Source organism: Micromonospora sp. C97 (genome assembly GCF_018070385.1).
In the GTDB taxonomy this organism is placed as follows: domain Bacteria; phylum Actinomycetota; class Actinomycetes; order Mycobacteriales; family Micromonosporaceae; genus Micromonospora; species Micromonospora parva.
The window spans coordinates 51,451-75,185 of record NZ_JAGPXU010000004.1; the positions used below are offsets into that span (position 1 = coordinate 51,451).

General features: G+C 71.5%; 25 protein-coding genes, 1 tRNA gene and 1 other RNA gene. 20 read left to right on the forward strand and 7 right to left on the reverse strand.

Annotation, left to right across the window (positions count from 1 at the left end):
* Positions 1-157: 157 nt before the first annotated feature.
* From KBX26_RS08285 to KBX26_RS08325, 9 genes are all read left to right on the forward strand, one after another.
* Complete coding sequence (locus KBX26_RS08285; RefSeq protein ID WP_030331495.1) at positions 158-673, forward strand: PadR family transcriptional regulator; 516 nt, start codon at positions 158-160, stop codon at positions 671-673.
* Positions 674-794: 121 nt separating this feature from the next.
* Positions 795-1,916, forward strand: coding sequence for a peptide chain release factor 2 (prfB, locus tag KBX26_RS08290; protein ID WP_030331493.1), 1,122 nt, complete (start codon positions 795-797; stop codon positions 1,914-1,916).
* Positions 1,917-2,034: 118 nt separating this feature from the next.
* Positions 2,035-2,715 (forward strand): cell division ATP-binding protein FtsE, encoded by a 681-nt coding sequence (gene ftsE, locus KBX26_RS08295; RefSeq protein ID WP_030331491.1) that lies wholly within the window; start codon positions 2,035-2,037, stop codon positions 2,713-2,715.
* 67 nt (positions 2,716-2,782) lie between these two features.
* Positions 2,783-3,658, forward strand: coding sequence for a permease-like cell division protein FtsX (gene ftsX / locus KBX26_RS08300; RefSeq protein WP_210865083.1), 876 nt, complete (start codon positions 2,783-2,785; stop codon positions 3,656-3,658).
* A gap of 145 nt (positions 3,659-3,803) precedes the next feature.
* Positions 3,804-4,283, forward strand: coding sequence for an SsrA-binding protein SmpB (smpB, locus tag KBX26_RS08305; RefSeq protein ID WP_030331487.1), 480 nt, complete (start codon positions 3,804-3,806; stop codon positions 4,281-4,283).
* 104 nt (positions 4,284-4,387) lie between these two features.
* Positions 4,388-4,763, forward strand: a transfer-messenger RNA (tmRNA) gene (gene ssrA, locus KBX26_RS08310).
* Positions 4,764-4,833: 70 nt separating this feature from the next.
* Positions 4,834-5,511, forward strand: a complete 678-nt coding sequence (locus KBX26_RS08315) for a hypothetical protein (protein WP_210865084.1) — start codon at positions 4,834-4,836, stop codon at positions 5,509-5,511.
* A 160-nt stretch (positions 5,512-5,671) separates the two neighbouring features.
* Positions 5,672-6,181: a hypothetical protein gene (locus KBX26_RS08320; protein WP_081883810.1), complete on the forward strand. Its 510-nt coding sequence runs from the start codon at positions 5,672-5,674 to the stop codon at positions 6,179-6,181.
* A gap of 36 nt (positions 6,182-6,217) precedes the next feature.
* Positions 6,218-7,171: a hypothetical protein gene (locus KBX26_RS08325; RefSeq protein WP_210865085.1), complete on the forward strand. Its 954-nt coding sequence runs from the start codon at positions 6,218-6,220 to the stop codon at positions 7,169-7,171.
* A 12-nt stretch (positions 7,172-7,183) separates the two neighbouring features.
* Here KBX26_RS08325 and mdlC read toward each other — a convergent pair whose 3' ends face one another.
* On the reverse strand, positions 7,184-8,779 hold the full coding sequence (gene mdlC / locus KBX26_RS08330) for a benzoylformate decarboxylase (RefSeq protein ID WP_030331480.1): 1,596 nt from the start codon (positions 8,777-8,779) through the stop codon (positions 7,184-7,186).
* Between the two features lie 322 nt (positions 8,780-9,101).
* Here mdlC and KBX26_RS08335 point away from each other — a divergent pair, with 322 nt between their 5' ends.
* Positions 9,102-9,692, forward strand: coding sequence for a YqgE/AlgH family protein (locus KBX26_RS08335; protein WP_030331478.1), 591 nt, complete (start codon positions 9,102-9,104; stop codon positions 9,690-9,692).
* An 89-nt stretch (positions 9,693-9,781) separates the two neighbouring features.
* Positions 9,782-9,854 (forward strand) — tRNA-Ala (locus tag KBX26_RS08340).
* 85 nt (positions 9,855-9,939) lie between these two features.
* Here the strand turns inward: KBX26_RS08340 and KBX26_RS08345 are convergent.
* On the reverse strand, positions 9,940-10,200 hold the full coding sequence (locus KBX26_RS08345; RefSeq protein ID WP_210865086.1) for a YciI family protein: 261 nt from the start codon (positions 10,198-10,200) through the stop codon (positions 9,940-9,942).
* 181 nt (positions 10,201-10,381) lie between these two features.
* Positions 10,382-10,504 carry a 50S ribosomal protein L36 gene (locus KBX26_RS08350; RefSeq protein ID WP_030331473.1) on the reverse strand — a complete coding sequence of 41 codons (123 nt, stop codon included), beginning with the start codon at positions 10,502-10,504 and terminating at the stop codon, positions 10,382-10,384.
* 124 nt (positions 10,505-10,628) lie between these two features.
* Between KBX26_RS08350 and KBX26_RS08355 the strand changes: the two genes are divergently transcribed.
* Positions 10,629-11,540, forward strand: a complete 912-nt coding sequence (locus KBX26_RS08355) for a lytic polysaccharide monooxygenase (protein ID WP_210865087.1) — start codon at positions 10,629-10,631, stop codon at positions 11,538-11,540.
* A 27-nt stretch (positions 11,541-11,567) separates the two neighbouring features.
* On the opposite strand, the gene mgrA is transcribed toward KBX26_RS08355, so the two are convergent.
* Complete coding sequence (mgrA, locus tag KBX26_RS08360; RefSeq protein ID WP_030331467.1) at positions 11,568-12,563, reverse strand: L-glyceraldehyde 3-phosphate reductase; 996 nt, start codon at positions 12,561-12,563, stop codon at positions 11,568-11,570.
* Between the two features lie 70 nt (positions 12,564-12,633).
* Here mgrA and KBX26_RS08365 point away from each other — a divergent pair, with 70 nt between their 5' ends.
* From KBX26_RS08365 to KBX26_RS08395, 7 genes are read left to right on the forward strand one after another with little or no spacing between them, the layout of a single operon-like run.
* On the forward strand, positions 12,634-13,614 hold the full coding sequence (locus KBX26_RS08365; RefSeq protein WP_210865088.1) for an aldo/keto reductase: 981 nt from the start codon (positions 12,634-12,636) through the stop codon (positions 13,612-13,614).
* On the forward strand, positions 13,611-14,117 hold the full coding sequence (locus KBX26_RS08370; RefSeq protein ID WP_091393913.1) for a hemerythrin domain-containing protein: 507 nt from the start codon (positions 13,611-13,613) through the stop codon (positions 14,115-14,117). Before KBX26_RS08365 ends, KBX26_RS08370 begins: the two co-directional genes overlap by 4 nt.
* A gap of 55 nt (positions 14,118-14,172) precedes the next feature.
* Positions 14,173-15,417: a sensor histidine kinase gene (locus tag KBX26_RS08375; protein ID WP_210865089.1), complete on the forward strand. Its 1,245-nt coding sequence runs from the start codon at positions 14,173-14,175 to the stop codon at positions 15,415-15,417.
* The gene (locus KBX26_RS08380; RefSeq protein ID WP_210865090.1) at positions 15,414-16,070 is read left to right on the forward strand and encodes a response regulator transcription factor; all 657 of its coding nucleotides are present in this window, start codon (positions 15,414-15,416) and stop codon (positions 16,068-16,070) included. Before KBX26_RS08375 ends, KBX26_RS08380 begins: the two co-directional genes overlap by 4 nt.
* A 31-nt stretch (positions 16,071-16,101) precedes the next feature.
* Positions 16,102-17,562, forward strand: coding sequence for a sigma 54-interacting transcriptional regulator (locus KBX26_RS08385; protein ID WP_210865091.1), 1,461 nt, complete (start codon positions 16,102-16,104; stop codon positions 17,560-17,562).
* A 2-nt stretch (positions 17,563-17,564) separates the two neighbouring features.
* Complete coding sequence (locus KBX26_RS08390) at positions 17,565-19,517, forward strand: VWA domain-containing protein (RefSeq protein WP_030331455.1); 1,953 nt, start codon at positions 17,565-17,567, stop codon at positions 19,515-19,517.
* Between the two features lie 28 nt (positions 19,518-19,545).
* Entirely contained in the window at positions 19,546-20,010 is a 465-nt protein-coding gene (locus tag KBX26_RS08395) for a hypothetical protein (protein WP_030331453.1), read from the forward strand.
* 304 nt (positions 20,011-20,314) lie between these two features.
* Here the strand turns inward: KBX26_RS08395 and KBX26_RS08400 are convergent, their stop codons facing one another.
* Positions 20,315-21,322, reverse strand: a complete 1,008-nt coding sequence (locus tag KBX26_RS08400; RefSeq protein WP_210865092.1) for a GlxA family transcriptional regulator — start codon at positions 21,320-21,322, stop codon at positions 20,315-20,317.
* A 1-nt stretch (position 21,323) separates the two neighbouring features.
* Between KBX26_RS08400 and KBX26_RS08405 the strand changes: the two genes are divergently transcribed.
* Complete coding sequence (locus KBX26_RS08405) at positions 21,324-22,679, forward strand: MFS transporter (protein ID WP_247680385.1); 1,356 nt, start codon at positions 21,324-21,326, stop codon at positions 22,677-22,679.
* A 13-nt stretch (positions 22,680-22,692) separates the two neighbouring features.
* On the opposite strand, the gene KBX26_RS08410 is transcribed toward KBX26_RS08405, so the two are convergent.
* Both KBX26_RS08410 and KBX26_RS08415 read right to left on the reverse strand, forming a co-directional pair.
* A complete protein-coding gene (locus tag KBX26_RS08410; RefSeq protein ID WP_210857712.1) occupies positions 22,693-23,397 on the reverse strand; it encodes an RICIN domain-containing protein in 705 nt (234 codons plus the stop codon).
* A 47-nt stretch (positions 23,398-23,444) separates the two neighbouring features.
* Positions 23,445-23,729, reverse strand: coding sequence for a DUF427 domain-containing protein (locus KBX26_RS08415; RefSeq protein ID WP_030331445.1), 285 nt, complete (start codon positions 23,727-23,729; stop codon positions 23,445-23,447).
* Between the last annotated feature and the right edge of the window lie 6 nt (positions 23,730-23,735).

Below are 23,735 nucleotides of genomic sequence, written 5' to 3' on the forward strand. Positions count from 1 at the left end.
GGCGTGCGTGAGCGCCGCCGGCGGACGCCCGGAATGGCCAATCCATCGATAGTCCTCAACGGACAGTCTGCCGCCGACAGTGCACTTAGGAAGTCCTGTTGGGTGGCAAACCGGCAAATCCTGGACGCCGCGTGCGCAAAGTGGCAGCGTAGTGGGCATGGCGGATTCCGGAGTCAACCCTACGGCGGCGGCCCTGCTCGGCCTCCTCCACGAGGGCCCGATGACAGGCGGTCAGTTGATGGCCGCCGCTGAGCGCCGTCTGGCGCCGTACTGGTCGATGACCCGCAGTCAGGTGTACCGCGAGTTGCCGGTGCTGGCTGAGCGGGGTTTTGTGCGGCTCGGCAAGCCGGGGCCGCGGATGAGCCAGCCGTACGCGCTGACCGCCAGCGGAAAACGGACGTTTTCCCGCTGGCTCGCGGAGAACCCGGGGCGGGACACCATCCGCAACCCGATAGCGCTGCGGATGGCCTTCGGCAACCTGCACTCCGCCAGCCAGCTGAAGAGCCTGTACGCCTCGGCCAACGAATACCACACCGAGGCCCTCGCCCAGGTGCGGGAGCAGGTGAAGAACGCCAAACGGGACGGCGAGACCTACGACGCCAGCGCGCTGGAGTTCGCGGTCGCCTACCACCGGGCTGCCCTCTCGTGGCTGAAGTCCGCCCCCGTCGGGTGACGATCGGCTGGTTCGCGCACCGGCAACGGGCTGCCGTGAGCCCGGGGGCGTACCCCCGATTTGACGCTGCTCCGCGGGGCTCGCAAGCTCACCCCTCGCCCGCGCAGTACGCTTGTCTGTCGTGACCGCTGCCGATTACGCCGAACAGCTCAAGGAACTCGACGCGACCCTGCGAAACATCGAGGCCGTCCTCAACCTCGACCGGCTCCACGAGGACAAGGCCCGCCTTGAGCAGGAGGCGTCCGCCCCCGACCTGTGGGACGACCAGGCCAAGGCCCAGCAGGTGACCTCGCAGCTGTCGTACGTCAACGGCGAGATCAGCAAGCTGGGCAGCCTGCGCTCCCAGCTCGACGACGCCCAGGTGCTGCTGGAGCTGGCCGAGGCCGAGTCCGACCCGGGCGTGTTGACCGAGGTCGAGTCGGAGATCACCGGGTTGACCAAGGCCATCCAGGAGATGGAGGTCCGCACCCTGCTCTCCGGCGAGTACGACTCCCGGGAGGCACTCGTCGCCATCCGGGCCGGCGCCGGTGGTGTGGACGCCGCGGACTTCGCCGAGATGCTGCTGCGGATGTACCTGCGCTGGGCGGAGCGGCACGGCTACCCGACCGAGGTCTACGAGACCTCGTACGCCGAGGAGGCGGGTCTGAAGTCGGCCACCTTCGCGGTCAAGGTGCCGTACGCGTACGGCACGCTCAGTGTCGAGTCGGGCACGCACCGGCTGGTCCGGATCAGCCCGTTCGACAACCAGGGGCGTCGGCAGACCAGCTTCGCGGGGGTCGAGGTCCTGCCGGTCACCGAGCAGACCGACCACATCGACATCCCGGAGAACGAGGTACGCGTCGACGTCTACCGCTCCTCCGGCCCGGGTGGGCAGAGCGTCAACACCACCGACTCGGCGGTGCGGCTGACGCACATCCCGACCGGCATCGTGGTGACCTGCCAGAACGAGAAGTCCCAGCTGCAGAACAAGGCCTCCGCGCTGCGGGTGCTCCAGGCTCGGCTGCTGGAGCGCAAGCGCCAGGAGGAGCAGGCCAAGCTCGAAGGGCTCAAGGAGAACGCGGCGGGCTCGTGGGGTGACCAGATGCGCTCGTACGTCCTGCACCCCTATCAGATGGTGAAGGATCTCCGAACTGAGCAGGAGACCGGCAATCCGAGCGCGGTCTTCGACGGCGAGTTGGACGGTTTCATCGAGGCGGGCATCCGTTGGCGTAAGCAGCGACAGCTCGCTAACGACGGTGCGTAACGGCGCGCGGGCGGAGCGCGTCGTCGATCTCCAGGTAGGAGCCTGATTCGACGACTCGTGCCGGATCGGCGGGGCGTGGGGCTTGGCTCAGTTGTTACACCGCGTAGACTCACCACCCGTGATTCAGCTTGAGCAAGTGACGAAGACGTACCCGAAGGCGTCCCGGCCTTCGCTCGACAACGTGTCCGTCTCGATCGAGAAGGGCGAGTTCGTCTTCTTCATCGGTCCATCCGGCTCCGGCAAGTCCACGATCATCAAGATGCTGCTGCACGAGGTGGCCCCCAACAAGGGGCGCGTCGTCGTGAACGGCAAGGACGTCACGTCGATGCGGTCCTGGAAGCGACCCCACTTCCGGCGCTCGATCGGCTGTGTCTTCCAGGACTTCCGGCTGCTGCCGAACCGCACCGCCTACGAGAACGTGGCGTTCGCTCTCGAGGTGATCGGCAAGACGAAGGCGGTTGCCCGCCGCGTCGTGCCGGAGGTGCTGGAGCTGGTCGGGCTCGGTGGCAAGGAGCACCGCTACCCGCACGAGCTCTCCGGTGGTGAGCAGCAGCGGGTCGCCGTCGCCCGGGCGTTCGTGAACCGTCCGCTGATCCTTCTCGCGGACGAGCCCACCGGAAACCTGGACCCGGACACCTCGATCGAGATCATGCGTCTGCTGGACCGGATCAATCGCACCGGCACGACCGTCGTGATGGTCACCCACGACTCCAACATCGTGAACCAGATGCGCCGCCGCGTCGTTGAGATTGAGAGCGGTCGCATCGTGCGTGACCAGGCCCGCGGCGTCTACGGGTGAGCCGGCGCTCCACCCCTGCGCAGCCTGACGACGAACACCTCATGCCGGAGACCCGGAGGAAATCCCGATGCGCGTGAAATACGTCCTGTCCGAGGTACTGGTCGGACTGTGGCGCAACGTGACCATGTCCATCGCGATGATCATCACGATGGCGGTCTCGCTGACCATGCTCGGCGCCAGCGGTCTCATGTACCGCCAGGTCGACGACATGAAGGACCTCTACTACAAGAACATCCAGGTCTCGATCTTCATGGAGCAGGAGGTCACCGAGCAGCAGCGCACCGACCTGCAGATTAAGCTCGACGGCGACCCCCTGGTCAAGGAGGTCATCTACGTCGACAAGGCCCAGGCGTACGAGCGCTTCAAGTCGATGTACCAGGACGCGCCGGACCTGGTGAACGCGGTCAAGCCGGACCAGCTGCCCGAGTCGTTCCGGCTCACACTGAACAACCCGGAGCAGTACAAGAGCGTCTACGACCAGTACAAGGACACTGAGGGTGTCGAGGAGATCGTCGACCAGAGTCGACTGCTCGACAAGATCTTCAATATCCTCACCTCGATCCAGAACATCGCCCTGGCCGCCGCCATCGTGATGGCGATCGCCGCCCTGCTGCTCGTCGCGAACACCATTCAGGTGGCCGCGTACAGCAAGCGGCGTGAGGTGGCGGTCATGAAGCTGGTCGGCGCGTCCAACTGGTTCATCCAGGCGCCGTTCGTGCTGGAGGCCGTGGTGGCCGGCCTGATCGGTTCACTGCTCGGTCTGGTGGCCCTGGTCGCGGCGAAGTATCTGCTCTTCGACGGGTCGTTGAGCGCGTTGCAGGGTCTGCTCTCGCCGATCACCTGGGGCGACATCCTGTTCATCTTCCCGCTGATGGCTGGCGTCGGTGGTCTGGTCAGCGCCGCCACCGCCTGGATCACCCTGCGCTTCTACCTGCGGGTCTAGGCACCGTACGGGTCGTCCCGTGGTCTTCCGAGGACCCTCCCGCAGCCGGAAATAAACGGCGCGGGAGGGTCCTTCCACTCGGGTAGCATGATCGGTTGTCCGGCCGGGTGAACCGGCCGCGGACGAGGGAGAGGAGGTGGCACCGATGCCACGGGAAAAGGGGCGCAAGGTGGTCGCCTCCAACAAGAAGGCGCGCCACGACTACGCGATCCTCGACACGTACGAGGCGGGCATGGCGCTGACCGGCACCGAGGTCAAGTCGCTGCGGGCCGGGCGGGCGTCGCTCGTCGACGCGTTCGCGCAGGAACGTGACGGCGAGTTGTACCTGCACGCGATGCACATTCCGGAGTACACCCAGGGCACCTGGACCAACCATGAGCCCCGGCGTACCCGCAAACTGTTGCTCAACCGGGGCGAGATCGACAAGCTCGTCGGCAAGACCCGCGAGGGTGGTTTCACCATCGTCCCGTTGCAGGTCTACTTCTCGGACGGCTGGGCCAAGGTCGAGATCGCGCTGGCCAAGGGTAAGAAGTCGTACGACAAGCGTCAGGACCTCGCCAAGCGCGACGCGGACCGGGAGATCGCCCGGGTGTCGGGTCGACGAGGCAAGGGAATGGACGACTAGTTCATCCTGTTTGTCCGGGTCGCTGCGTCGGCCCGGGGCTCGGGATGAAAGCTGTTGCGCCAGGCGTTAGTCTTGTCAGTGCCGCCACATCGGCGGCCTGTCGAGGGGGTGACTGGTTTCGACTTCGTACGCAGCGACAGGGGAAGCGAGCCGAGGAAGCCGACGTCGTCTCGAGAATCGGTCGTCGGAAACTTATAAGCGCCAAGCAAAATCGCGCTGACTTCGCTCTCGCCGCCTGAGGCGAGTAGCTAAGTCTGTCGGCCTGGGAACGCCTTCGTCCCAGTAGCCGGCATCAGCTAGGAGGCTGGCCAATCGGACCCGGTCGCGGGGTCCGTGCGGCGAGATTAATCAGCGACTGGGCCCGTCACACCAACTTGCTCGCGTGAGCGGTGGGGCCGAGTAGAGGCACAGCGAGCTGCGCTCGGAGAAGCCCTGACAAACCGGCGAAGGACCCGGGTTCGATTCCCGGCACCTCCACCACCTCGAACGAAGCGCCCCGGCCACCGGCCGGGGCGCTTCGTTGTGTCGACGGGGTCTTACGCTGCCCCCTGTGACCAACCGAGAGCTGCGCCTGTCGGTCGGCGCGTCACCCGGCCAGCGGGTCGTGGCGGTGGTCGCCGGCGTCCTCGTCGCCGCCATCGGCGCGGCGTTCGTGGTGCTGCCCCTCGTCGCCGACGGGCTGCTGCGCCGGCTGACCGGACCGGGTGACGCGTTCGCCTCCTATGAGGAGGCTCGCGACCTGCCGCCGGGGCTGCTGCCGCCGGGGCTACGGGACTCCGCTGACCCGAACCAGTCCGGTCCCAGCCCGTTCATCGGCCTGTGTGGTCTGCCCTTCGTGCTGCTCGGCCTCTACCTCGTGTTACGGGTGCTCCGAACGGCCGCCTGGCTGGACGGCAGCCGGGCGCGGGTACGCGGGGCGCTGCGCACCCGCACCGTCGACCTCGCCACCGCCCGGATCGAGGCGGGCGGGACGTCGTACCGCAAGGCGGGCGACGTCGACCCGGCCGGCGGGCCGCAGATGCGGGCCATTCTCGCCACCGACCCGGCCGGTACGCGAGGGGTCACCATCCCACTGCGCGGCATGGGGCTGCCGAGCCTGCCGCCGACAGAGCTGCGGGCGCTGGCCGAGGCGATGACGGCGGGCCGAGGGGGCGACGGGCGGGACGACGACACCCGTGCGGTGGCCGACCACCTGCGCCGCCTGGCGGAGCGCCGCTGGACCGACTGAGGCTGATACGTCCAGGAGGCTCGTGGGGACGCGGTACTGCTGCGGCTGGTGGGGTCAGTGGGTTCAACGCGGCAGATGAGGCGATCCGGGGCCCTGGACAGGGCGGGTCGGGCAGGCTCACCATCGCGGTATGGGGTAGCAGCGCCGCGCGGGAGGTGCCATGGTCACCGGTCCGATCCAGCAGCCGTCACTCGTCGCCCGACCGCGCGTCGCGCATCAGGTGGGGCGTCCCGCCGATCCACCTCCCCTCGGTCTACCCGGCGAGCCGCGCCCCGCCGGCCTCGCCGGTGACGTGCACGCCCTCGGCCGGGCCGTCGCGGTCGCCAGCACCGCGCCGCGCTGGCGCGAAGCTGTTCTTCTTCGACTGCGTCCGGTGCGCCAGGGTTTCGCCGAGCACGTCCGGGCCACCGAGGGCCCCAGCGGCCTCTACCGGGAGTTGCTCACCCAGTCGCCGCGACTGGACCACGGCGTGCGGCTGCTGACCCGGGAGCACGCGGCGATCGTCGCCGCGATCCTGGCGGCGCAGCAGATCGCCGAGCGGCCCGAGGCGCACCCCGACGAGCTGCGGCACCGGGTCGGGCACCTGCTGCGGAAATTGGCCCGGCATCGGCGGCGCGGCGCCGACCTGCTCTGGGAGGCGTACCAGACGGACCTGGGCGGCGAGACCTGAGGGAACCGGCCGGTCGGCGGGCGCGTCGAACCGCACATGCGTCGACTCGCAGTGCTGCTCGTACTCCCATTGCTGCTCACGGCGGGCTGCGCCGCGACCGACACCGGTCCGGCCGACGCCCCACCCAGCCCGGCGCGCGACGCCGAGGCGTTCGACCAGCGGGCCGCTCAGGTCGCCGAGGCGTGGCGGCCGGGCCCCGACTGGCGCACCGCCTACGTGCCATTGGAGGGGCCGACACTGCTCACCGGCGACCCGGGCTTCACCCCCGACACCGAGGCGGCCTTCCGGGCCGGGTGGTACCGCGCGCAGGTGGCGATACCGCCTACCCGGGTCGGTGGCGAGATCCGGTTCCCGGACGGACGGCTGACGCTGCCGTTGATCAGCGCCGCCGAGGCGTACCGGCAGCTCGACACGGGTGACCCGCTGCCCTGCCCGGGACGGCCGAAGCAGCCCGGTCGGCCCACCCCCGGCGGCCCCACCGTCGAACCAGGGCCGGACGGGTGGGTGACGAGCAGCACGCAGACCGCCTGTCTCCCGCTCACCGTCACCGCTGTCACGTTCGACACCGTGCCGGTCCGCACGAGCCGCGGTGTGGCGCAGGTCCCGGCCTGGCTGTTCACCATCGAGGAGCTGACCGCCCGGGTGGCCCGGCTCGCCGTCGCGCCCACCGCTGTCACCAAGGTTCCCGAGCCCACCGCTCCGGCCAGCCCTCTGCCGGACGGGTTGGTGGCGGCCCAGGACCTGGCGGCCGTCGAGGACACCCGGTTGACAGTGCGGCTCGGCGTCGGCGCGTGCGATACCGGGATCACTCCGTTGGTGTGGGAACGGCCGGACGTCGTGGTGGTCGGTGGCCGCGTCACCCGGCCCACCGGCGAATGCATCGCACTGCTGAAACTGGAGCCTGTCACCGTCACCCTCGCGACGCCGCTGGGCGCCCGGCCGGTGCTGGACGTCTCCACCGGCGCCCCACTGTCGATCGCATCGCGCTGAACGAGACCTGGTTCAGAGGATGCTGGGCACGTCCGTGCTGATCGGCACCGGCACAACCGTGGGACGGTCGGCGCCCAGCCCGGCGGTGAGCGCCGCGCCGAGCTGATCGGGGGTCTCCACCACCTCCGTGGCGCAGCCGTAGCCGGCCGCGATCGCGACGATGTCCAGACCCGGCAGGTCCAGGCCGGGCACCCCGGGAGTGTGCTTCAGCTCGGCGAACGCCTTGAGGATGGCGTACTGCTGGTTGACCGGGACGACGACCACCACGGGCAGTGCCAGGCGCGCGGCCGTCCACAGCGCCTGCACCGAGTAGTGGAACGAGCCGTCGCCGACCACCGCCACCACCGGGCGACCGCGCCCGGTGTCCCGCTCGGCCAGGGCGACGCCGATTGCCGCCGGCAGCCCGTAGCCGAGGCCGCCGCTGGCCATGGTGAAGTACGACGCCGGGCGGGTGATCCGCAGCTGACGGCGCAGTGCGGACAGGTTGGACGGTGACTCCTGCACCAGCACGGCGTCGGTCGGCCAGTGCGCGGCCAGCGCGGCGAACAGGGCGTCGGCGCTCAGTGGGGTGCCGACCTCGGGCGGTGGTGGTGTGTCCCGTCGTGCGGGCGCCGGCCGGTCACTCGGCGGCACCCGTTCGACCAGCGCGTCCAGGGCCAGCCCCGGGTCACTGAGCAGACTGTCACCGACCGGGGCTCGGGCGGCCTCGTCCGGGTCGTCGGTGACGTGCAGCAGGCGGGCGCCGTCGGGCAGGTGCCCGCCCGGCACGTACGGGTAGTAGCGGAAGACCGGGGCGCCGACGACCAGCACCGTGTCGTGTCCGCGCAGCGCCTCGGCGAGGGGACCGATCGCGTACGGCAGCACGCCACGGAAGTGCGGGTGGTCCTCGGGGAAGACGGCCCGCTCGGTCGCGGGGGCCGACCAGACCGGCGCGGCGAGCCGTTCCGCCAGCGCCACAGCGGCCGACCAACTCGCCGAGCGGTCCACCCCCGGCCCGTACACGAGCGCCGGGTTGCGGCTGCCGGCCAGCACCGTGACGAACTCCGCCAACCGCTGCGGGTCCGGTGCGAACCGGGTGGCCACCGTTCGCGGCGCGGGCGGCGGGTCGGCTGGCTGGGCCCAGTCGTCCATCGGTAGGGAGAGGAAGACCGGCCCGGCCGGTGGCTGCACCGCGGTCGCGTACGCCCGCAGCATGGCCGCCGGGATGTCCTGCGCCCGCGCCGGCTCGTAGGCCCACTTCACGTACGGCTGCGGGAGTTCGGTGGGCCGGCGGTTGGCCAGCCGGGGTTCGAGGAGCAGCATCTCCCGGGTCTGTTGGCCGGCGGTGACGATGAGTGGGGTCTTGTTGTGCCAGGCGGTGACCAGGTTGCCCATGCCGTTGCCGGTGCCGGGGGCGGTGTGCAGGTTGACGTGGGCGGGCACTCCGGCGGCCTGGGCGTAGCCGTCGGCCATCGCCACGGCCGTCGCCTCGTGCAGCGCGTGGACGTAGTGGAAGTCGGCCGGGAAGTCCTGGAGGAACGGCTCCTCGGTGGAGCCCGGGTTGCCGAAGACGGTGGTCAGGCCGAGGGTGCGGAGCACGTCGTACGTCGCGTCCCGGACAGTTGCCATCGCCACCCGCCTCCGTGTCGCGGGCAGGGACAACCGTGATCGCCCTCCCGATCAGCCGAATCTATCGGGATGTGACGGACCTTTCGGGCTTTTCTCAGCGGTCGGTGCTCCGGAACGGTCGATCACCGGGAGGTCTGCCAACCGGTGCATCGGCCCTTCGTCTCAACTGTCTGATCACCCGCCGGTCAGACCTTAGCCAGCGCCCAGCACGCAAGCTATGGTGCCAGGCATGGCGTTGACAGCGCGGCGGAACCCGATGCGCCGGGCGGATCCGGTCGAGGACCGGCCCCCGGGCCGGGCTCACGGTTGACGGGTGTGTGGCATGCAGGGAGAGGGCCAGGCGATCGGCGGACGAGCGATGGAGTCGATGACCGGGCGGCTGCTGGTCGCGACTCCGGCGCTCAAGGACCCCAACTTCGACCGTACGGTGGTGCTGCTCGTCGCCCACGAGCCGGGCGGCGCGCTCGGCGTGGTGCTGAACCGGGCCACCGAGGTGCCGGTAGCCGACGTGCTCGGTGACTGGAGTGACCTGGCCCGCCACCCGGCGGTGCTCTTCGAGGGTGGCCCGGTGCAGCCCGACTCGGCGATCTGCCTCGCCCGGATGCGCCACCCGATGCGTCGGCTGAAGGGCTTCCACCAGGTGTCCGGGGCGGTCGGCACGATCGACCTCTCGGTCGACCCGGAGCGGTTGCGGGAGAGCATCGGTGGCATCCGGGTCTTCGCCGGCTACTCCGGCTGGGGCAGCGGCCAGTTGGAGCAGGAGATCGCCGACGGGTCCTGGTTCGTGCTGGACGGGCTGCCCGGGGACGCCTTCGTCGACCGGCCCGACGACCTGTGGCCGATGGTGCTGCGCCGGCAGGGCGGGATGATGGCCGCCGTCGCGCACTTCCCGCCGGACGTGGCGCTCAACTGACCCGGCTGTGGCGGGGGACCCCGCGAGATGACCATGCGAGCGGGTCTGTGTATAGTTTCCCAGTGCCCGGGCGACCGGGACAACAGCAAGGGGCCGTGGCGCAGCTGGTAGCGCACCACACTGGCAGTGTGGGGGTCAGGGGTTCGAGTCCCCTCGGCTCCACCTTGTTGGACCGCAGGTCAGCGGCTTAGTCGGAGATCATCCGCTAGGCCGCTGATCTTTTTCTGCGGTCTGCTCTCTCGTACGCCTAGCGGATGATCGGTGACCACTCCCGCTGGCTGGTGATCGTCACGCCGGGAGTGCGGTAATAGGGGTCCTCGGCGACGATCGCGGCGAGCGCCGCGGCGTCCGGGACGTCGAAGATCAGCAGTGCTCCGGAGTCGTCGGGGAACGGCCCGGCCAGCACCACTTTGCCGTCACGGTGCAGGGCCTGGAGACGCTCCCGGTGCGCCGGCCGGGCGGCGAGCCGGTCGGGTTCTTCGCCGAAGGACAGCTCCAAGATGAACACGGGTTCCTCCTCCTGGGGGGGGGCGGCCTCCCGGAGGACCCTAGTCGACGTGCTGTGCCATCGCCGCCCGTAACGAGGGCGGTGGAGGTCGCCCCGGCCATCTGTGCGGACACGCAGACCGCCCCTGACCGAATGATCCGGTCAGGGGCGGTTGTCGACTGTATGTCCGGCTGGGGCGCTGTCAGCCCTGGCGGCTCTTCCACTGCGGGTTGGCGCGGTTCACCACGACCGTGCGGCCACGGCGGCGGACCACAACCGAACCCGGCTTCTGCTTGAGCGCACGCAACGAGCTACGTACCTTCATCTCTGCCTCCTCGGTGCAAGCGGTTCCGAGTATCGAAACGCCACACCCACCTGCGGGATTCCCGACCGGTCGGCGTCGAACCTTTGCCGCCCACCGGCCGTACCAGTGGGTGGAGGTCGTCCTCATGCCCGTACGCCGGCTCCTCGCCACTGTGCTGGTCGCTGCCGCGACAGTGCCGCTGGCTGCCACGCCCGCCGCCGCCCACGGAGCCCCGACCGACCCGGTCAGTCGCGCGGCGGCCTGCGGCCCCGAGGGCCGGTACGCGGCCACCAGCGCCTGCCGGGCGGCGATCGAAGCCGGCGCGGCCGTGCGCGAGTGGGACAACGTACGCGTTGCCGCCATCAACGGGCGAGACCGGGAACGGATCCCGGACGGTGAGCTGTGCAGTGGTGGGCTGTCCGCGTACCGGGGACTGGACCTGCCCCGCACCGACTGGCCGAGCACCGAACTGACCACCGGTGCCACGTTCACCTTCCGGTACCGGACCACCATCGAGCACCGGGGCACCTTCCGGCTCTACGTCACCAAGCCCGACTACGACCCCCGCAAGAAGCTGACCTGGGCGGACCTGGAGTCGCGCCCGTTCCTCACCCGGACCGACCCGCCGGTGCGGGCCGGGGCGTACCAGTTGGCGGGTCGGCTGCCGGCGGGTCGCAGCGGCCGACACCTGATCTACACGATCTGGCAGAACTCCAACACCCCGGACACCTACTATTCCTGCTCGGACGTGGTGTTCCGGGGTGCCAAGGCCACCGGCTCGCCGCCGAAGGCCGCCGCACCGAAGAGCGCGCCGCGTACCGCTGCGAGCGCGCCAGCCGCCACCGGGTCGGCGGTGGCGGCGGCGGCCGACCCGGGCGTGCCGGTGGCGGCGGTGACCGACCTCGGCGGCCGGTGGCCGGTGCTGGCCGGTGCCGCCGTCGTGGTGGTTCTGCTGCTGCTGATCGGCGCGAGCCGGCGGCGTCGCGGTGCCCCCGCACCGGTGGGACGCCAGTGCGAGGTACGCAACCACCGGGCCGGGCGGCGTCGGATCTGGTGACCCGACCCGCCCGAAGCCCGGCGGTGCTCAGCCCAGGTGCTGTTCGATCTCGGCCAACTCGTCGGCGGTGAAATCGAGGTTGTCCAGCGCGGCGATGTTCGTCTCCAACTGCTCGACGCTGCTCGCCCCGATGATCAGGCTGGTCATCCGCGGGTCACGCAGCGCCCAGGCCAACGCGAGCTGCGCGAGGGACTGGCCGCGCCGCTCGGCGATCGCGCCGAGGGCACGGATGGTGGCCATCTTCTCCTCGCTGAGGTCGCTCTCGTTGAGGAAGACGCTGGTGCGCACCCGCGAGTCGGCCGGGATGCCACCCAGGTAACGGTCGGTCAGCAGGCCCTGCGCCAACGGACTGTACGCGATGCAGCCAGCGCCGACCCGCTCCAGCGTGTCGAGCAGGCCGTCGGACTCGGTCCAGCGGTTGAGCATCGAGTACGACGGCTGGTTGATCAGCAGCGGCGTACCCAGTTCGTCCAGGATCGCGGCGGCCCGCGCGGTCTGCTCCGAGTTGTAGTTCGAGATGCCGACGTAGAGCGCCTTGCCGGAGCGGACGATCGCGTCGAGCGCCCCCATCGTCTCCTCGAGCGGAGTGTCCGGGTCGAACCGGTGCGAGTAGAAGATGTCGACGTAGTCCAGCCCCATCCGGCCCAGCGACTGGTCCAGCGACGAGATGAGGTTCTTGCGCGAGCCCCACTCGCCGTACGGGCCGGGCCACATCAGGTACCCGGCCTTGCTGGAGATGACCAGCTCGTCCCGGTACGACTTCAGGTCCGTGGCGAGCATCCGGCCGAAGTTCTCCTCCGCCGAGCCGGGCGGCGGGCCGTAGTTGTTGGCTAGGTCGAAGTGGGTGACGCCGAGGTCGAAGGCGCGGCGAACGATGTCGCGCTGCCGTTCGAACGGGCGGTCCGGGCCGAAGTTGTGCCACAGGCCGAGCGAGACGGCGGGCAGCCGCAGCCCACTGCGTCCGCTGCGTCGGTAGGTCATGGTGTCGTAGCGGTCTTCCGCGGCGAGATAGGTCACGATCATGAGCCTAACTCCGGAGCACGGTGCCGGGGATCGGGCGTGTGAACCGGGACATCGGGGTAGTTTCGACGCCATGCGTTTCATTGCGCTCGACACCCCCAAACCGTTGTCCAAGATCGGGTTGGGCACCTGGCAGTTCGGCTCCCGGGAGTGGGGGTACGGCCCGGACTTCGAGCGGCAGGCGGCGCAGATCGTCCGGCGGGCCGTCGAGTTGGGCGTGACGGTCTTCGACAGCGCCGAGATCTACGGGTTCGGGCGCAGCGAGCGCATCCTCGGCGCGGCCCTCGGCGACGACCGGCCGAGGGTGGTGGTGGCCAGCAAGATCCTGCCCGTGCTGCCGGTGGCCGCGGTGGTGCAGCAGCGGGCGGTCGCCTCGGCGGCCCGCCTCGGCGTCACCAGCATCGACCTCTACCAGGTGCACCAGCCCAACCCGGTCGTCGGCGACCACACCACCATGCGTGGCATGCGCGTCCTGCAGGACGTCGGACTGGTCGGCGAGGTCGGCGTCAGCAACTACGGGCTGCGCCGCTGGCAGGTCGCCGAAGCGGCGCTCGGCCGTCGGGTGCTCACCAACCAGGTCCGCTACAGCATGCTGGACCGCGCGCCCGAACAGGACCTGCTGCCGTACGCGCGGCAGGCCGGCCGGGTGGTCATCGCGTACAGCCCGCTGGCACAGGGCTTCCTCTCCGGCCGGTACGACGCGAAGAACCCACCGACCGGGGCGGTCCGGCGGGCGAACCCGTACTTCCTCCCGGAAAACCTGGAACGCGGCGCGGCGCTGATCGACACGGTGCGTCAGGTCGCCGACGCCCATGACGCCACTCCCAGCCAGATCGCGCTGGCCTACCTGCTGCGCCACCCGAACGTGCTCGCCATCCCCGGCGCGTCCGGCGTCGAGCAGATGGAACGCAACGCCGCCGCGGCCGACATCGACCTTGCCGACGACGAGTACACGGCGCTGGCCGAGGCGGCGAAACGCTTCCGGCCGATCACCGGCCTCGCCGCGATGCCGGCGATGCTGCGCGCCCGGTTCGCCAAACCAACCGAGAAGTGAGCACAGTGGACGACATCACCGCACTGATCCTGGACGACCACGCCGCGTTCCGGCGCGGCTTCGCCCGCCTCGACGACGCCCGCGACGAGCAGGAGATGCTCGCCATCTGGGACGCCCTCGCCCTGCACCTGGACATCCACGCCGAAGCGGAGGAGGCGATCCTCTACCCGCACCTGGTCAAGCACGGCGACGACGGCGAGGACGAGACGGCCGACGCGATCGGCGACCACAACAAGATCCGCGACGCCATCGCCGACGCGAAGCTGCACCCGGTCGGCTCGGATCAGTGGTGGGAGGCGGTCGGCACGGCCCGCCGGGAGAACAGCGAGCACCTGGCCGAGGAGGAGGACGAGGCGCTGCCCGACTTCCGCCGGCACGCCAGCACCGAACTCCGCGCCGAGCTGGGCCAACGCTGGCTGACCTTCTACGGCGAGCACAAGAACGGTCGCAACCTCCCGTTCCGCGACAAGGACCCGCAGCAGTACGTCGCCGACCACCGCTGACATCTCCCCGACGCGGGGGAGTCGCCGGGACCGGCCCCGGCCGCAGAATGGCGAGGTGACGATCCGAGCCGCGCTGGCCCCGCTGGTCGCCGGCACCACCTGGCGACGCGGCGTGTTCCTGCTGCTCGGCGGGGTGCTGGCACTGCCGTACGGGCTGCTCGCGGTGACCTTCGCCCAACTGCTCGCCGATTCGACGATCCCGCGCCCGCTGGTGTACGTCCTGCTGGTCATCGCGGTGTTGATCGCCGTGGTGCCGTTGCTGCTGGACGGCAGCCGGGCGTTGGAGATCGCCGCCGTCCGGGCGCTGCTCGGCGTCGACCTGCCCGAACCCGCGCCCGGGCACCACGGTGACCGGGAGACCCGGCTGCGGAGCGCACTCTGGATCGCCACCCACCTCATCGTCGGCGCGCTGGTGGGGATCGCGCTGTTCAGCGCCCTGCCGATGGCGCTGGCGTTCATCGCCCAGCAGTTCGGCATCGGCGAAGAGTTGACCAGCCGGGAACGGTTCGGGCCGCTGGACGGGCAGGACAGCGGCTGGCTGACAGTGACCGGGGTGCTGCTGCTGGTCGGCCTCGGCTACGCCGTCGCCGGGCTCGGCGCGCTCGCCGGATCCATGGCGCCGGTGCTGCTCGGCCCGGCCCAGGCCGAGCGGATCGCCGCCCTCGAAGCGCAGGCCAGCCGGCTCGCCGAACGCAACCGGCTGGCCCGGGAGCTGCACGACTCGGTCGGTCACGCGCTGACGGTGGCCACCCTCCAGGCCGGGGCCGCCCGCGAGGTCCTCGACACCGACCCGGAGTTCGTCCGGCGGGCGCTCACCGCCATCGAGGACGTCGGGCGCAACGCGATGGACGACCTCGACCACGTGCTCGGCCTGCTCCGGGAGGGCGGACGCGACCGGCCCGTGGTGGCGCCGCAGCGTACCCTCGCCGACCTGGACCGGTTGGTCACCGACGCCCGCGCAGCCGGCCTGGCCGTGCACGCGCATCGCGCCGGCGACCCGACCCGGGTGCCCGCGGTGGTCTCCCGGGAGGGCTACCGGATCGTCCAGGAGGGACTGACGAACGCCGCGCGGCACGGCCACGGGCCGGTGACTGTCCGCCTGGACCTGCACTCGGACGCGCTGGAGCTGGAGCTGGTCAACGCGCTGCGCCACACCGTCCGGGCGCAGCTGGGGCGGGGCGGTCGAGGTCTGGACGGCATGCGGGAGCGGGTGCTGCTGCTCGGCGGCCGGCTCACCGTGGGCCCGGACGGCGACCGGTGGCTGATCCGGGCCCGCCTGCCCTACGAGGAGACGCGATGAGCACTGGCGTCCTCGTCGTCGACGACGACGAGCTGATCCGGATCGGGCTGCGGGCCATCATCGACGCCCAACCCGACCTGCGGGTGGTCGCCGAAGCCGCCGACGGGGCCGAGGTGCCGCCGCTGGTCGCCCGGCACCGGCCCGACGTGGTGCTGATGGACGTGCGGATGCCCGGCATCGACGGCATCCAGGCCACCCGGCACCTGCTGGCCACCTCCGCCGACCCGCCACGGGTGCTGGTGGTCACCACGTTCGCCAACGACGAGTACGTCTACGAGGCGCTGCGCGCCGGGGCCTCGGGGTTCCTGCTCAAACGGGCCCGGCCCGCCGAGGTGGTGGAGGCGGTCCGGGTGGTCGCCGCCGGTGAGTCGCTGCTCTTCCCGGCCGCGATCCGCCAGCTGGTCGGGGCGTACGGGCCGGCCGGCGGCGACCGGTTGCGCGGGGCCCGGCTCACCGACCGGGAGGCCGAGGTGCTGCGGTTGATGACCACCGGCCGGTCCAACCCGGAGATCGCCGCGCACCTGGTGGTCGGGGTGGAGACGATCAAGACGCACGTCGGCAACGTGCTGGCCAAGCTGGGCGTCCGCGACCGCACGCAGGCGGTCATCGCCGCCTACGAGTCCGGCTTCGTCACCCCGTCCGGCCCTGCCTAGCCGAGCGTTGCCGCGGAAAATGTGAGCTAGCGTGGGTCGGGTGACTGCGCCTACCCCGGTAATCCCGGTTCCACCGGCCGACCTGCCCGGCACGCTCGGCGCGCTGCGGGCGGCCGGTCACCACTACCGCACCGTCAAGCAGGAACTCCGTGACAACCTCCTCGCCCGGATGCGCTCCGGCGAGACCCGTTTCCCCGGCATCGTCGGCTATGACGACACAGTGCTGCCCGAGGTCGAGCGGGCGTTGCTCGCCGGGCACGACATGGTGCTGCTCGGCGAGCGCGGCCAGGGCAAGACCCGGCTGATCCGCTCGCTGGGCGCTTTGCTCGACGAGTGGACCCCGGTGCTGCCCGGCTCGGTGCTCAACGAGCACCCGATGCACCCGCTCACCCCGGCGTCCCGCGCCCAGGTCGCCGAGGCCGGCGACGAGCTGCCGATCGGCTGGCTGCACCGTTCGATGCGGTACGGCGAGAAGCTGGCCACCCCGGACACCAGCGTCGGCGACCTGATCGGTGACGTCGACCCGATCCGCATCGCCCAGGGTCGTACCCTCGGCGACCCGGAAACCATCCACTTCGGGTTGGTGCCGCGCACCAACCGGGGCATCTTCGCCGTCAACGAGCTGCCCGACCTGGCCGAGCGCATCCAGGTGGCGCTGCTCAACGTGCTGGAGGAGCGGGACATCCAGGTTCGCGGCTACCAGCTGCGGCTGCCACTGGACCTGCTCCTGGTGGCCAGCGCCAACCCGGAGGACTACACCAACCGGGGCCGGATCATCACCCCCCTCAAGGACCGGTTCGGCGCGGAGATCCGCACCCACTACCCGGTCGACCTGGAGTTGGAGCTGGCCCTGATCCGTCAGGAGGCGGACCTGGTCGCCGAGGTGCCGGAGCACGTGCTGGAGGTGCTGGCCCGCTTCGCCCGCGCCGTGCGCGAGTCGCCGTCGGTGGACCCGCGCTCCGGTGTCTCCGCCCGGTTCGCCATCGCCGCCGCCGAGACGGTCGCCGGTGCCGCGCTGCGGCGCGCCGGTCTGCTCGCCGCCTCCGGCACCCCGGACGGGCGTCCCGAGGCCGCCGTTGCCCGCGTCGGTGACGCGGTGTCGGTGACCAGCACGCTGCGCGGCAAGGTCGAGTTCGAGAGCGGTGAGGAGGGCCGGGAGATCGAGGTCCTCGCGCACCTGCTGCGTACCGCGACCGCCGACACGTTCCGGGCCCACCTCGCCGGGTTGGACCTGTCCGGGTTCACCGCCCTGGTCGAGGACGGCGCCGAGATCGAGACCGGCGAGTTGGTCAGCGCCGCTGAGCTGTTGCGCCAGGTCGGCACCGTGCCCGGTTTGGCGAAGGTCCTGGACCGGCTCGGCCTGGGTGACGCGCCCACCTCGGAGGAGGCTGCCGCCGCCGTCGAGTTCGTACTGGAAGGGCTGCACCTGACCCGCCGGCTCGGCAAGGACGTCACCGACTCGGGGCGCACCGTCTACGGCGGTCGGGGCTGACGGTGGCCGGTAACCGGTTCCGTTACGGGCAGTGGAACGGCGGGCCCGACCCGCTCGCACCCCCGTACGACGTGCGCGAGGCGGTGGACGCGGTCGGTGCGGAGGTGCTGGCCGGTGGCAGCCTGCGGGAGGCGCTGCGCGACCTGCTGCGCCGTGGCCCGCAGGGGCGGGGTGGCCTGGACGACCTGGCCGCCCGGGCGCGACGACTGCGCCGCGAGGCGATGCGCCGGGGTGACCTGGACGGCGCGGTGACCAGGGCGCAGGCCCTGCTCGACCAGGCCCTCGCCGCCGAACGGGACGAGCTGCGAGGTCGTGACGACGACGCCGCGCGGTTCGCCGAGGCGGTGCTGGACAATCTTCCCCGCTCGACCGCGCGGGCGGTGCAGGAACTGTCCGGCTACCAGTGGGCCAGCGACGACGCCCGCCGTTCGTACCAGCAGATCCTCGACCAGCTTCGCGATGACGTGCTCGGCCAGCGCTTCGCCGGGCTGCGCGAGGCGGTGCGCGCCTCCGCCGACCCGGCCGCCCAGCAGCGGCTCGCCGAGATGATGGGCGACCTGAACGACCTGCTCGCCCGGCACGGTCGCGCGGAGGACACCACCGACGCGTTCGCCGAGTTCATGCGCCGGCACGGCGACTTCTTCCCGGAGCAGCCGGAGACCGTCGACGAGTTGATCGACGTGCTGGCCCGCCGGGCGGCGGCGGGTGAGCGGCTGATGAACTCGCTGTCGGAGCGGCAGCGCGCCGAGCTGTCCGGGCTGATGCAGCAGTCGCTCGGCGATCGCCTCGCGGGGGAGATGTCAGCTCTCGACGCGAACCTCCGGGCGCTGCGACCCGATCTGCGCTGGGGGCGGGGCGAGCGGGTCCGCGGCGACCAGCCGTTGGACTACGCCGACGCGGCCGGCGCGCTGGGTGAGATCGGCGAGCTGGACGACCTGCTGGACCAGCTCGACCAGGAACACCCGGGGGCGACGCTCGATGACGTGGACGTCGACGCGGTGGCCCGCACGCTGGGCCGGGACGCGGCCGACGACGTTCGGCGGCTGCGCGATCTGGAGCGGGAGCTGCGCCGCCAGGGGTGGGTGAGCCGGGACGCGGAAGGGCTCACGCTGAGCCCGAAGGCGCTGCGCCGGCTGGGCGGAACCGCGCTGCGGCGGGTCTTCGCCGACCTGACCGCCGGGCCGCGCGGCCAGCACGACCTGCGCTCGGCCGGTGCGGCGGGCGAGGTCAGCGGCGCGTCCAGGCCTTGGGAGTACGGCGATGAGCAGCCGTTGGACGTAGTCCGGACGTTGACCCGGGCGGTCAGCCGGGCCGGGCCGACGGTCCCGGTGCAGCTCGCGGTGGACGACTTCGAGGTGGTGGAGACCGAGAAGCGGGCCTCGGCCGCTGTGGTGCTCTGCGTCGACCTGTCGTACTCGATGATCTCGCAGGGTCGTTGGGGGCCGATGAAGCAGACGGCGCTGGCGCTGGCTCACCTGATGGAGACGCGCTTTCCGCAGGACGCCCTGCAGATCGTCGGCTTCGGGCGGGAGGCGATGACGCTCACCCAGCATGAGTTGGCGGCCGTGGAGCCGGACATGGAGCAGGGCACCAACCTGCAGCACGCGCTGCGGTTGGCGGGCCGGCACCTGCGCCGGCACCCGGACGCCGAGCCGGTCGTGCTGGTGGTCACCGACGGCGAGCCGACCGCCCACCTGGACCCGGACGACGGGGAGGCGCTGTTCCACTGGCCGCCGCTGCCGGAGACGATCGAGGCGACGGTCCGTGAGGTGGACCGGCTGAGCCGCTACGGCGCCACGCTCAACCTGTTCATGCTCGGCGACGACCCGGGTCTGCGGCGTTTCGTCGACGCGGTGGCCCGCCGTAGCCGGGGACGCATGTTCACCCCGGACACCGACGACCTGGGCGAGTACGTGGTCAGCGACTACCTTCGCTCCCGCCAATCCCGCCGCTAAGTCCCGCCGGGGCGGGTTGACTGGGGGGATGGAGAGCGGGGGGTTGCGACAGGCCTACGGTGCGGTGTTCGCGGAGGTCGACGCCGGCGGGTTCGGTCCGGCTCCGCAGGGACAGCTCAGCGCCGAGCAGATCGTCGCGCATCTGGTCGCCAACGACGAGCTGATGATCCAGGCCACCGAGGCGCTGCTGGCCGGGTCGCCGTTCGCGTACTACGAGTTGGAAGAGGACATGCACCGTCCGCAGCTCGACGCGCTCGCCGCCGAGCAGGGTGGTCTGCGTGGACTGACGGCGCTGCTGCACGGCACCAGTGATCGGCTGTGCGGGCTGGTCGACCAGCTCGGGCTGGCTGCGGAGACTCCGGTCGAGACGCACCTTCGCGAGGGCTTCGACCTCATCGTCGACGAGCCGCTGCCCTGGTCCCGGACCCTGGACCTGCACACCCGGGTCCACCTCCCCAAACACCAGGCCCAACTCCGACTCCTCCGCGCCTGAGACGCGTCACCGGCGCCGGGGCGCCGGGTACCCGGGCGAGGCGTGGGCAGGGGCGGCAGCGTCCGGGTGTGGCGCGGGCAGGGGCAGGCCGTTCTGCTTAGCGTGATGTCTGTGAGACATCGTGATGTCTCACAGACATCACGCTCTCCCGAGTTACCGGCCCGGGCGGGCGCGTTTCACCGGCGCTCGTGCCGGCGCCGGGCGGCGTGGCCGGCTGAAGGTGCCTGCTGGCGTTGGGGCAGCGCGACGATCGGTTCCGCGCTGGGCCGGGAGGTGCTGCCGACCGACTCAGGTGTCGACCAACTCAGGTGTCGACCAACTCGGGGCGGGGGTGGAAGGTGCGGCGGTAGGTGGAGGGGGCCACCCCGATGCGCTGGTGCAGTTGCTGGCGTAGGGCGGCGGTGGTGCCGAAACCCGAGCGGTGGGCGATCTGGTCGACGGTGAGGTCGGTTGTCTCCAGCAGCAGCCGCGCGTGGTCGGTGCGCTGTTGCAGCAGCCACTGGGCCGGGCTCAGACCGGTCTCCGACCGGAAGCGCCGGGTGAAGGTGCGCACGCTCATCCGGGCCTGCTCGGCCAGGTCGCGCAGCGCGATCGGCTCGTGCAGCCGCTGCCGCGCCCACTCCCGGGCGCCCGCCGTGCTGGAGTCGGTCGCCTTCGGCACCGGCTGTTCGATGTACTGCGCCTGGCCGCCGTCGCGCCACGGTGGCATCACGCAGCGGCGGGCCGCCCGGTTGGCCACCTCGCTGCCGTGGTCGAGGCGGATGACGTGCAGGCAGAGGTCGATGCCGGCGGCGACCCCGGCCGAGGTGAGCACCCGGTCGTCGGCGATGAAGAGCACGCCCGGGTCGAGGTCCACCCGGCCGTGCAGGTGGCGGAAGCGCTCGGCGTACGCCCAGTGGGTGGTCGCCCGCCGCCCGTCGAGGAGCCCGGCGGCGGCGAGCACGAACGCCCCGGTGCAGATCGACATGATCCGTGCGCCCCGCTCGTACGCCGCGCGCAGCGCCCCGGTCACCTCCGGCGCGGTGGTGCCCGACGTCAGCACGGTGCCGTCGTGGATGCCGGGGACGATCACCGTGTCGGCGGTCTCGAGCAGTTCCAGGCCGTGGTCGGGGACCACCTGGAAGCCGGCGGTGCTGCGCACCGGCTGCCCGCCCGGGGTGCACACCCGCACGTCGTAGAAGGGTGTCCCGTCGGCGGCCCGGGCGGTGCTGAACACCTGGGACGGGGTGCCGAGGTCCAGGCCAACCACCTGGTGCAGAGCGAGGACGGCGATTCGATGCGGGCCAGCGGTCATGGCCCGATTATTGCGCATGATGGCTTTCCGGCCACTCGTCGCGGTGCCCGGCCCGGCCCAGACTTGCTCCGTGACCAAGAACCGTCGTCTGCATCCCGCCTGGCTGGTCGCCGCCGTCGCCTTCGTGGCGCTGGTCGGCGCGGCGGGCTTCCGCGCCACCCCGTCGGTGCTGCTGCACCCGCTGCACGAGGAGTTCGGCTGGCCGCTGGCCACCATCTCCGCGGCCGTCTCCGTCAACCTGTTGCTCTACGGGCTCACCGCGCCGTTCGCGGCAGCCCTGATGGACCGGTTCGGCATCCGCCGGGTGGTCTCGGTGGCGCTGCTGCTGGTCGCCGCGGGCAGCGGATTGACGGTCTTCATGACCGCCAGCTGGCAGCTCCTGCTCTGCTGGGGTGTGCTGGTCGGGCTGGGCACCGGCTCGATGGCGTTGGCGTTCGTGGCCACCGTCACCGGCCGCTGGTTCGTCCGCAGACGGGGTCTGGTGACCGGAGTGCTGACCGCCGGCGGGGCGGCCGGGCAACTGGTGTTCCTGCCACTGATCGCCATCCTGGTACGCGACCACGGCTGGCGGACGGCGGCGCTCGTCGTCGCCGCAGCGGCGCTGGCGGTCGTACCCCTGGTGGTGTGGCTTCTGCGCGAGCACCCGGCGGATCTCGGCCTGCCCGCCTACGGGGCGACCGAGGTCGTCGCGGCACCACCGGCCACCGGTGGCGCCGCGACCCGGGCGCTCGGCGCGCTGGCGACGGCGGCCCGGACCCGACCGTTCTGGCTGCTGGCCGGAGGGTTCGCGATCTGCGGCGCGACCACCAACGGCCTGGTCGGTACGCACTTCGTGCCGGCCGCGCACGACCACGGCATGGCCCAGACCACAGCGGCCGGGTTGCTCGCCCTGGTGGGGCTCTTCGACATCGTCGGCACTGTCGCCTCCGGCTGGCTCACCGACCGGGTGGACAGCCGGCTGCTGCTCGGCATGTACTACGCGCTGCGGGGGTTGTCCCTGCTGGTGCTGCCGAGCCTGTTCTCCGGCAGCGCTGAGCCGAGCATGCTGGTGTTCATCGTCTTCTACGGCCTGGACTGGGTGGCCACCGTGCCGCCGACCGTGGCGCTGTGCCGGGAGTACTTCGGCGGGGCCGGGGCGGTGGTGTTCGGCTGGGTGTTCGCCGCGCACCAACTCGGCGCGGCGGTCGCCGCCACCGGCGCGGGGCTGGTCCGGGACCGGCTGGGCGACTACGCGATGGCCTGGTACGTGGCGGGCGCTTTGTCGATCGGCGCCGCCGGGCTGTCGTTGCTGCTGCGTCGACGACCGGGCCGAGCGGTGCCGGAGGCCGTGCTGCTCGCCGCGACCGCGCCCCGGGCCTGGAGCTACCGGGGCTGAGCGGGTTGGCTGGTCAGCCGATCGTCCACTGCTGGGCGGGTCGGCCGTCGCAGGCGCGCTGGCGGATCTCGTCGTCGGGCTCGTCGCCGTCGTCGTCGGCCTGCGCGCACCTGCCGCTGTGCGCGGCCACCAGCAGCACCGGGCCGGTTCCGGTGGCGGACAGCCGCCACTGCTGGTTGGCCCCACCGTGGCAGGGGAACTGGAGCAACCGCGCGCCGTCGTCGGTACTGCCGCCCTCGACGTCCAGGCACTGCCCGTGGGCGGCGTTGGTCAGCGTCACCACGCCCGCGCCGGCCGGGTTGACGACCCACTTCTGTTCCGGACCGCCGGTGCAGACGGCCAGCTCGGCCCCCGCTTCCTTGTCGTCGCCGTCGAGCCCCAGGCAGAGCCCGGACGCGACCCGCAGCACCCGGGGGCCGGTGGTCGGTGCCGTCGAGGGCGTCGGCGACGGCTCGACCGACGGGGTCGGGCTCGGCCCGGCCGCCCCGGTGGTGGCCTCCGCCGCGCTGGACGTCGCACCCACCGGGGCCGGCACCGCCGGTTCGTCGTCGCCGCCGAGAAGCCCGGTCGCGAAGACCACCCCGAGGAGTACGCCCACCAGGCCGACGCCGAGCGCCACGCGCAGCAGCGGGTCCGTGAGCGGGCCGGAACGCGCGGCCCGTCGGCGGCCGCCGTAGACGGTGCCGGCGGGGTCGGGGCGTTCCTCGGGCGCGGGCATACGGGCCATCCTCACCCACCGCCGTCGGCCACGGCCAGTCGGTGCCGTCAGTCGACGACCCGGACGTCCTTCCAGAACGCCACCCGGTCACGCACCATCTCGGCGTCCGGTTTGGGCTCCGGGTAATACCAGACCGCGTCCTTGCTGGTGCTGCCCTCGTGCTCAAGGGAGTAGTAGGAGGCGGTGCCCTTCCAGGGGCAGACGGTGTGCGTCGTGGACTCGCGGATCAGGTCGTCACGCAGGGCGGAGCGAGGGAAGTAGTGGTTGCCCTCCACCAGCACGGTGTCGTCGCTCTCGGCGACGACCAGGTCTTTCCACATGGCTTTTGGCATGCCCCA

What these genes read in the sequence shown, in the direction of transcription:
- KBX26_RS08405 (WP_247680385.1), top strand. Translation starts at nt 21,324, where the DNA reads ATGGCTTTCCGGCCACTCGTCGCGGTGCCCGGCCCGGCCCAGACTTGC.
- KBX26_RS08335 (WP_030331478.1), top strand. Translation starts at nt 9,102, where the DNA reads ATGCAGGGAGAGGGCCAGGCGATCGGCGGACGAGCGATGGAGTCGATG.
- KBX26_RS08415 (WP_030331445.1), bottom strand. Translation starts at nt 23,729, where the DNA reads ATGCCAAAAGCCATGTGGAAAGACCTGGTCGTCGCCGAGAGCGACGAC.
- KBX26_RS08410 (WP_210857712.1), bottom strand. Translation starts at nt 23,397, where the DNA reads ATGCCCGCGCCCGAGGAACGCCCCGACCCCGCCGGCACCGTCTACGGC.
- ftsX (WP_210865083.1), top strand. Translation starts at nt 2,783, where the DNA reads ATGCGCGTGAAATACGTCCTGTCCGAGGTACTGGTCGGACTGTGGCGC.
- KBX26_RS08320 (WP_081883810.1), top strand. Translation starts at nt 5,672, where the DNA reads ATGGTCACCGGTCCGATCCAGCAGCCGTCACTCGTCGCCCGACCGCGC.
- KBX26_RS08395 (WP_030331453.1), top strand. Translation starts at nt 19,546, where the DNA reads ATGGAGAGCGGGGGGTTGCGACAGGCCTACGGTGCGGTGTTCGCGGAG.
- KBX26_RS08365 (WP_210865088.1), top strand. Translation starts at nt 12,634, where the DNA reads ATGCGTTTCATTGCGCTCGACACCCCCAAACCGTTGTCCAAGATCGGG.
- KBX26_RS08285 (WP_030331495.1), top strand. Translation starts at nt 158, where the DNA reads ATGGCGGATTCCGGAGTCAACCCTACGGCGGCGGCCCTGCTCGGCCTC.
- KBX26_RS08400 (WP_210865092.1), bottom strand. Translation starts at nt 21,322, where the DNA reads ATGCGCAATAATCGGGCCATGACCGCTGGCCCGCATCGAATCGCCGTC.
- smpB (WP_030331487.1), top strand. Translation starts at nt 3,804, where the DNA reads ATGCCACGGGAAAAGGGGCGCAAGGTGGTCGCCTCCAACAAGAAGGCG.
- KBX26_RS08355 (WP_210865087.1), top strand. Translation starts at nt 10,629, where the DNA reads ATGCCCGTACGCCGGCTCCTCGCCACTGTGCTGGTCGCTGCCGCGACA.
- KBX26_RS08350 (WP_030331473.1), bottom strand. Translation starts at nt 10,504, where the DNA reads ATGAAGGTACGTAGCTCGTTGCGTGCGCTCAAGCAGAAGCCGGGTTCG.
- KBX26_RS08325 (WP_210865085.1), top strand. Translation starts at nt 6,218, where the DNA reads ATGCGTCGACTCGCAGTGCTGCTCGTACTCCCATTGCTGCTCACGGCG.
- mdlC (WP_030331480.1), bottom strand. Translation starts at nt 8,779, where the DNA reads ATGGCAACTGTCCGGGACGCGACGTACGACGTGCTCCGCACCCTCGGC.
- mgrA (WP_030331467.1), bottom strand. Translation starts at nt 12,563, where the DNA reads ATGATCGTGACCTATCTCGCCGCGGAAGACCGCTACGACACCATGACC.
- KBX26_RS08380 (WP_210865090.1), top strand. Translation starts at nt 15,414, where the DNA reads ATGAGCACTGGCGTCCTCGTCGTCGACGACGACGAGCTGATCCGGATC.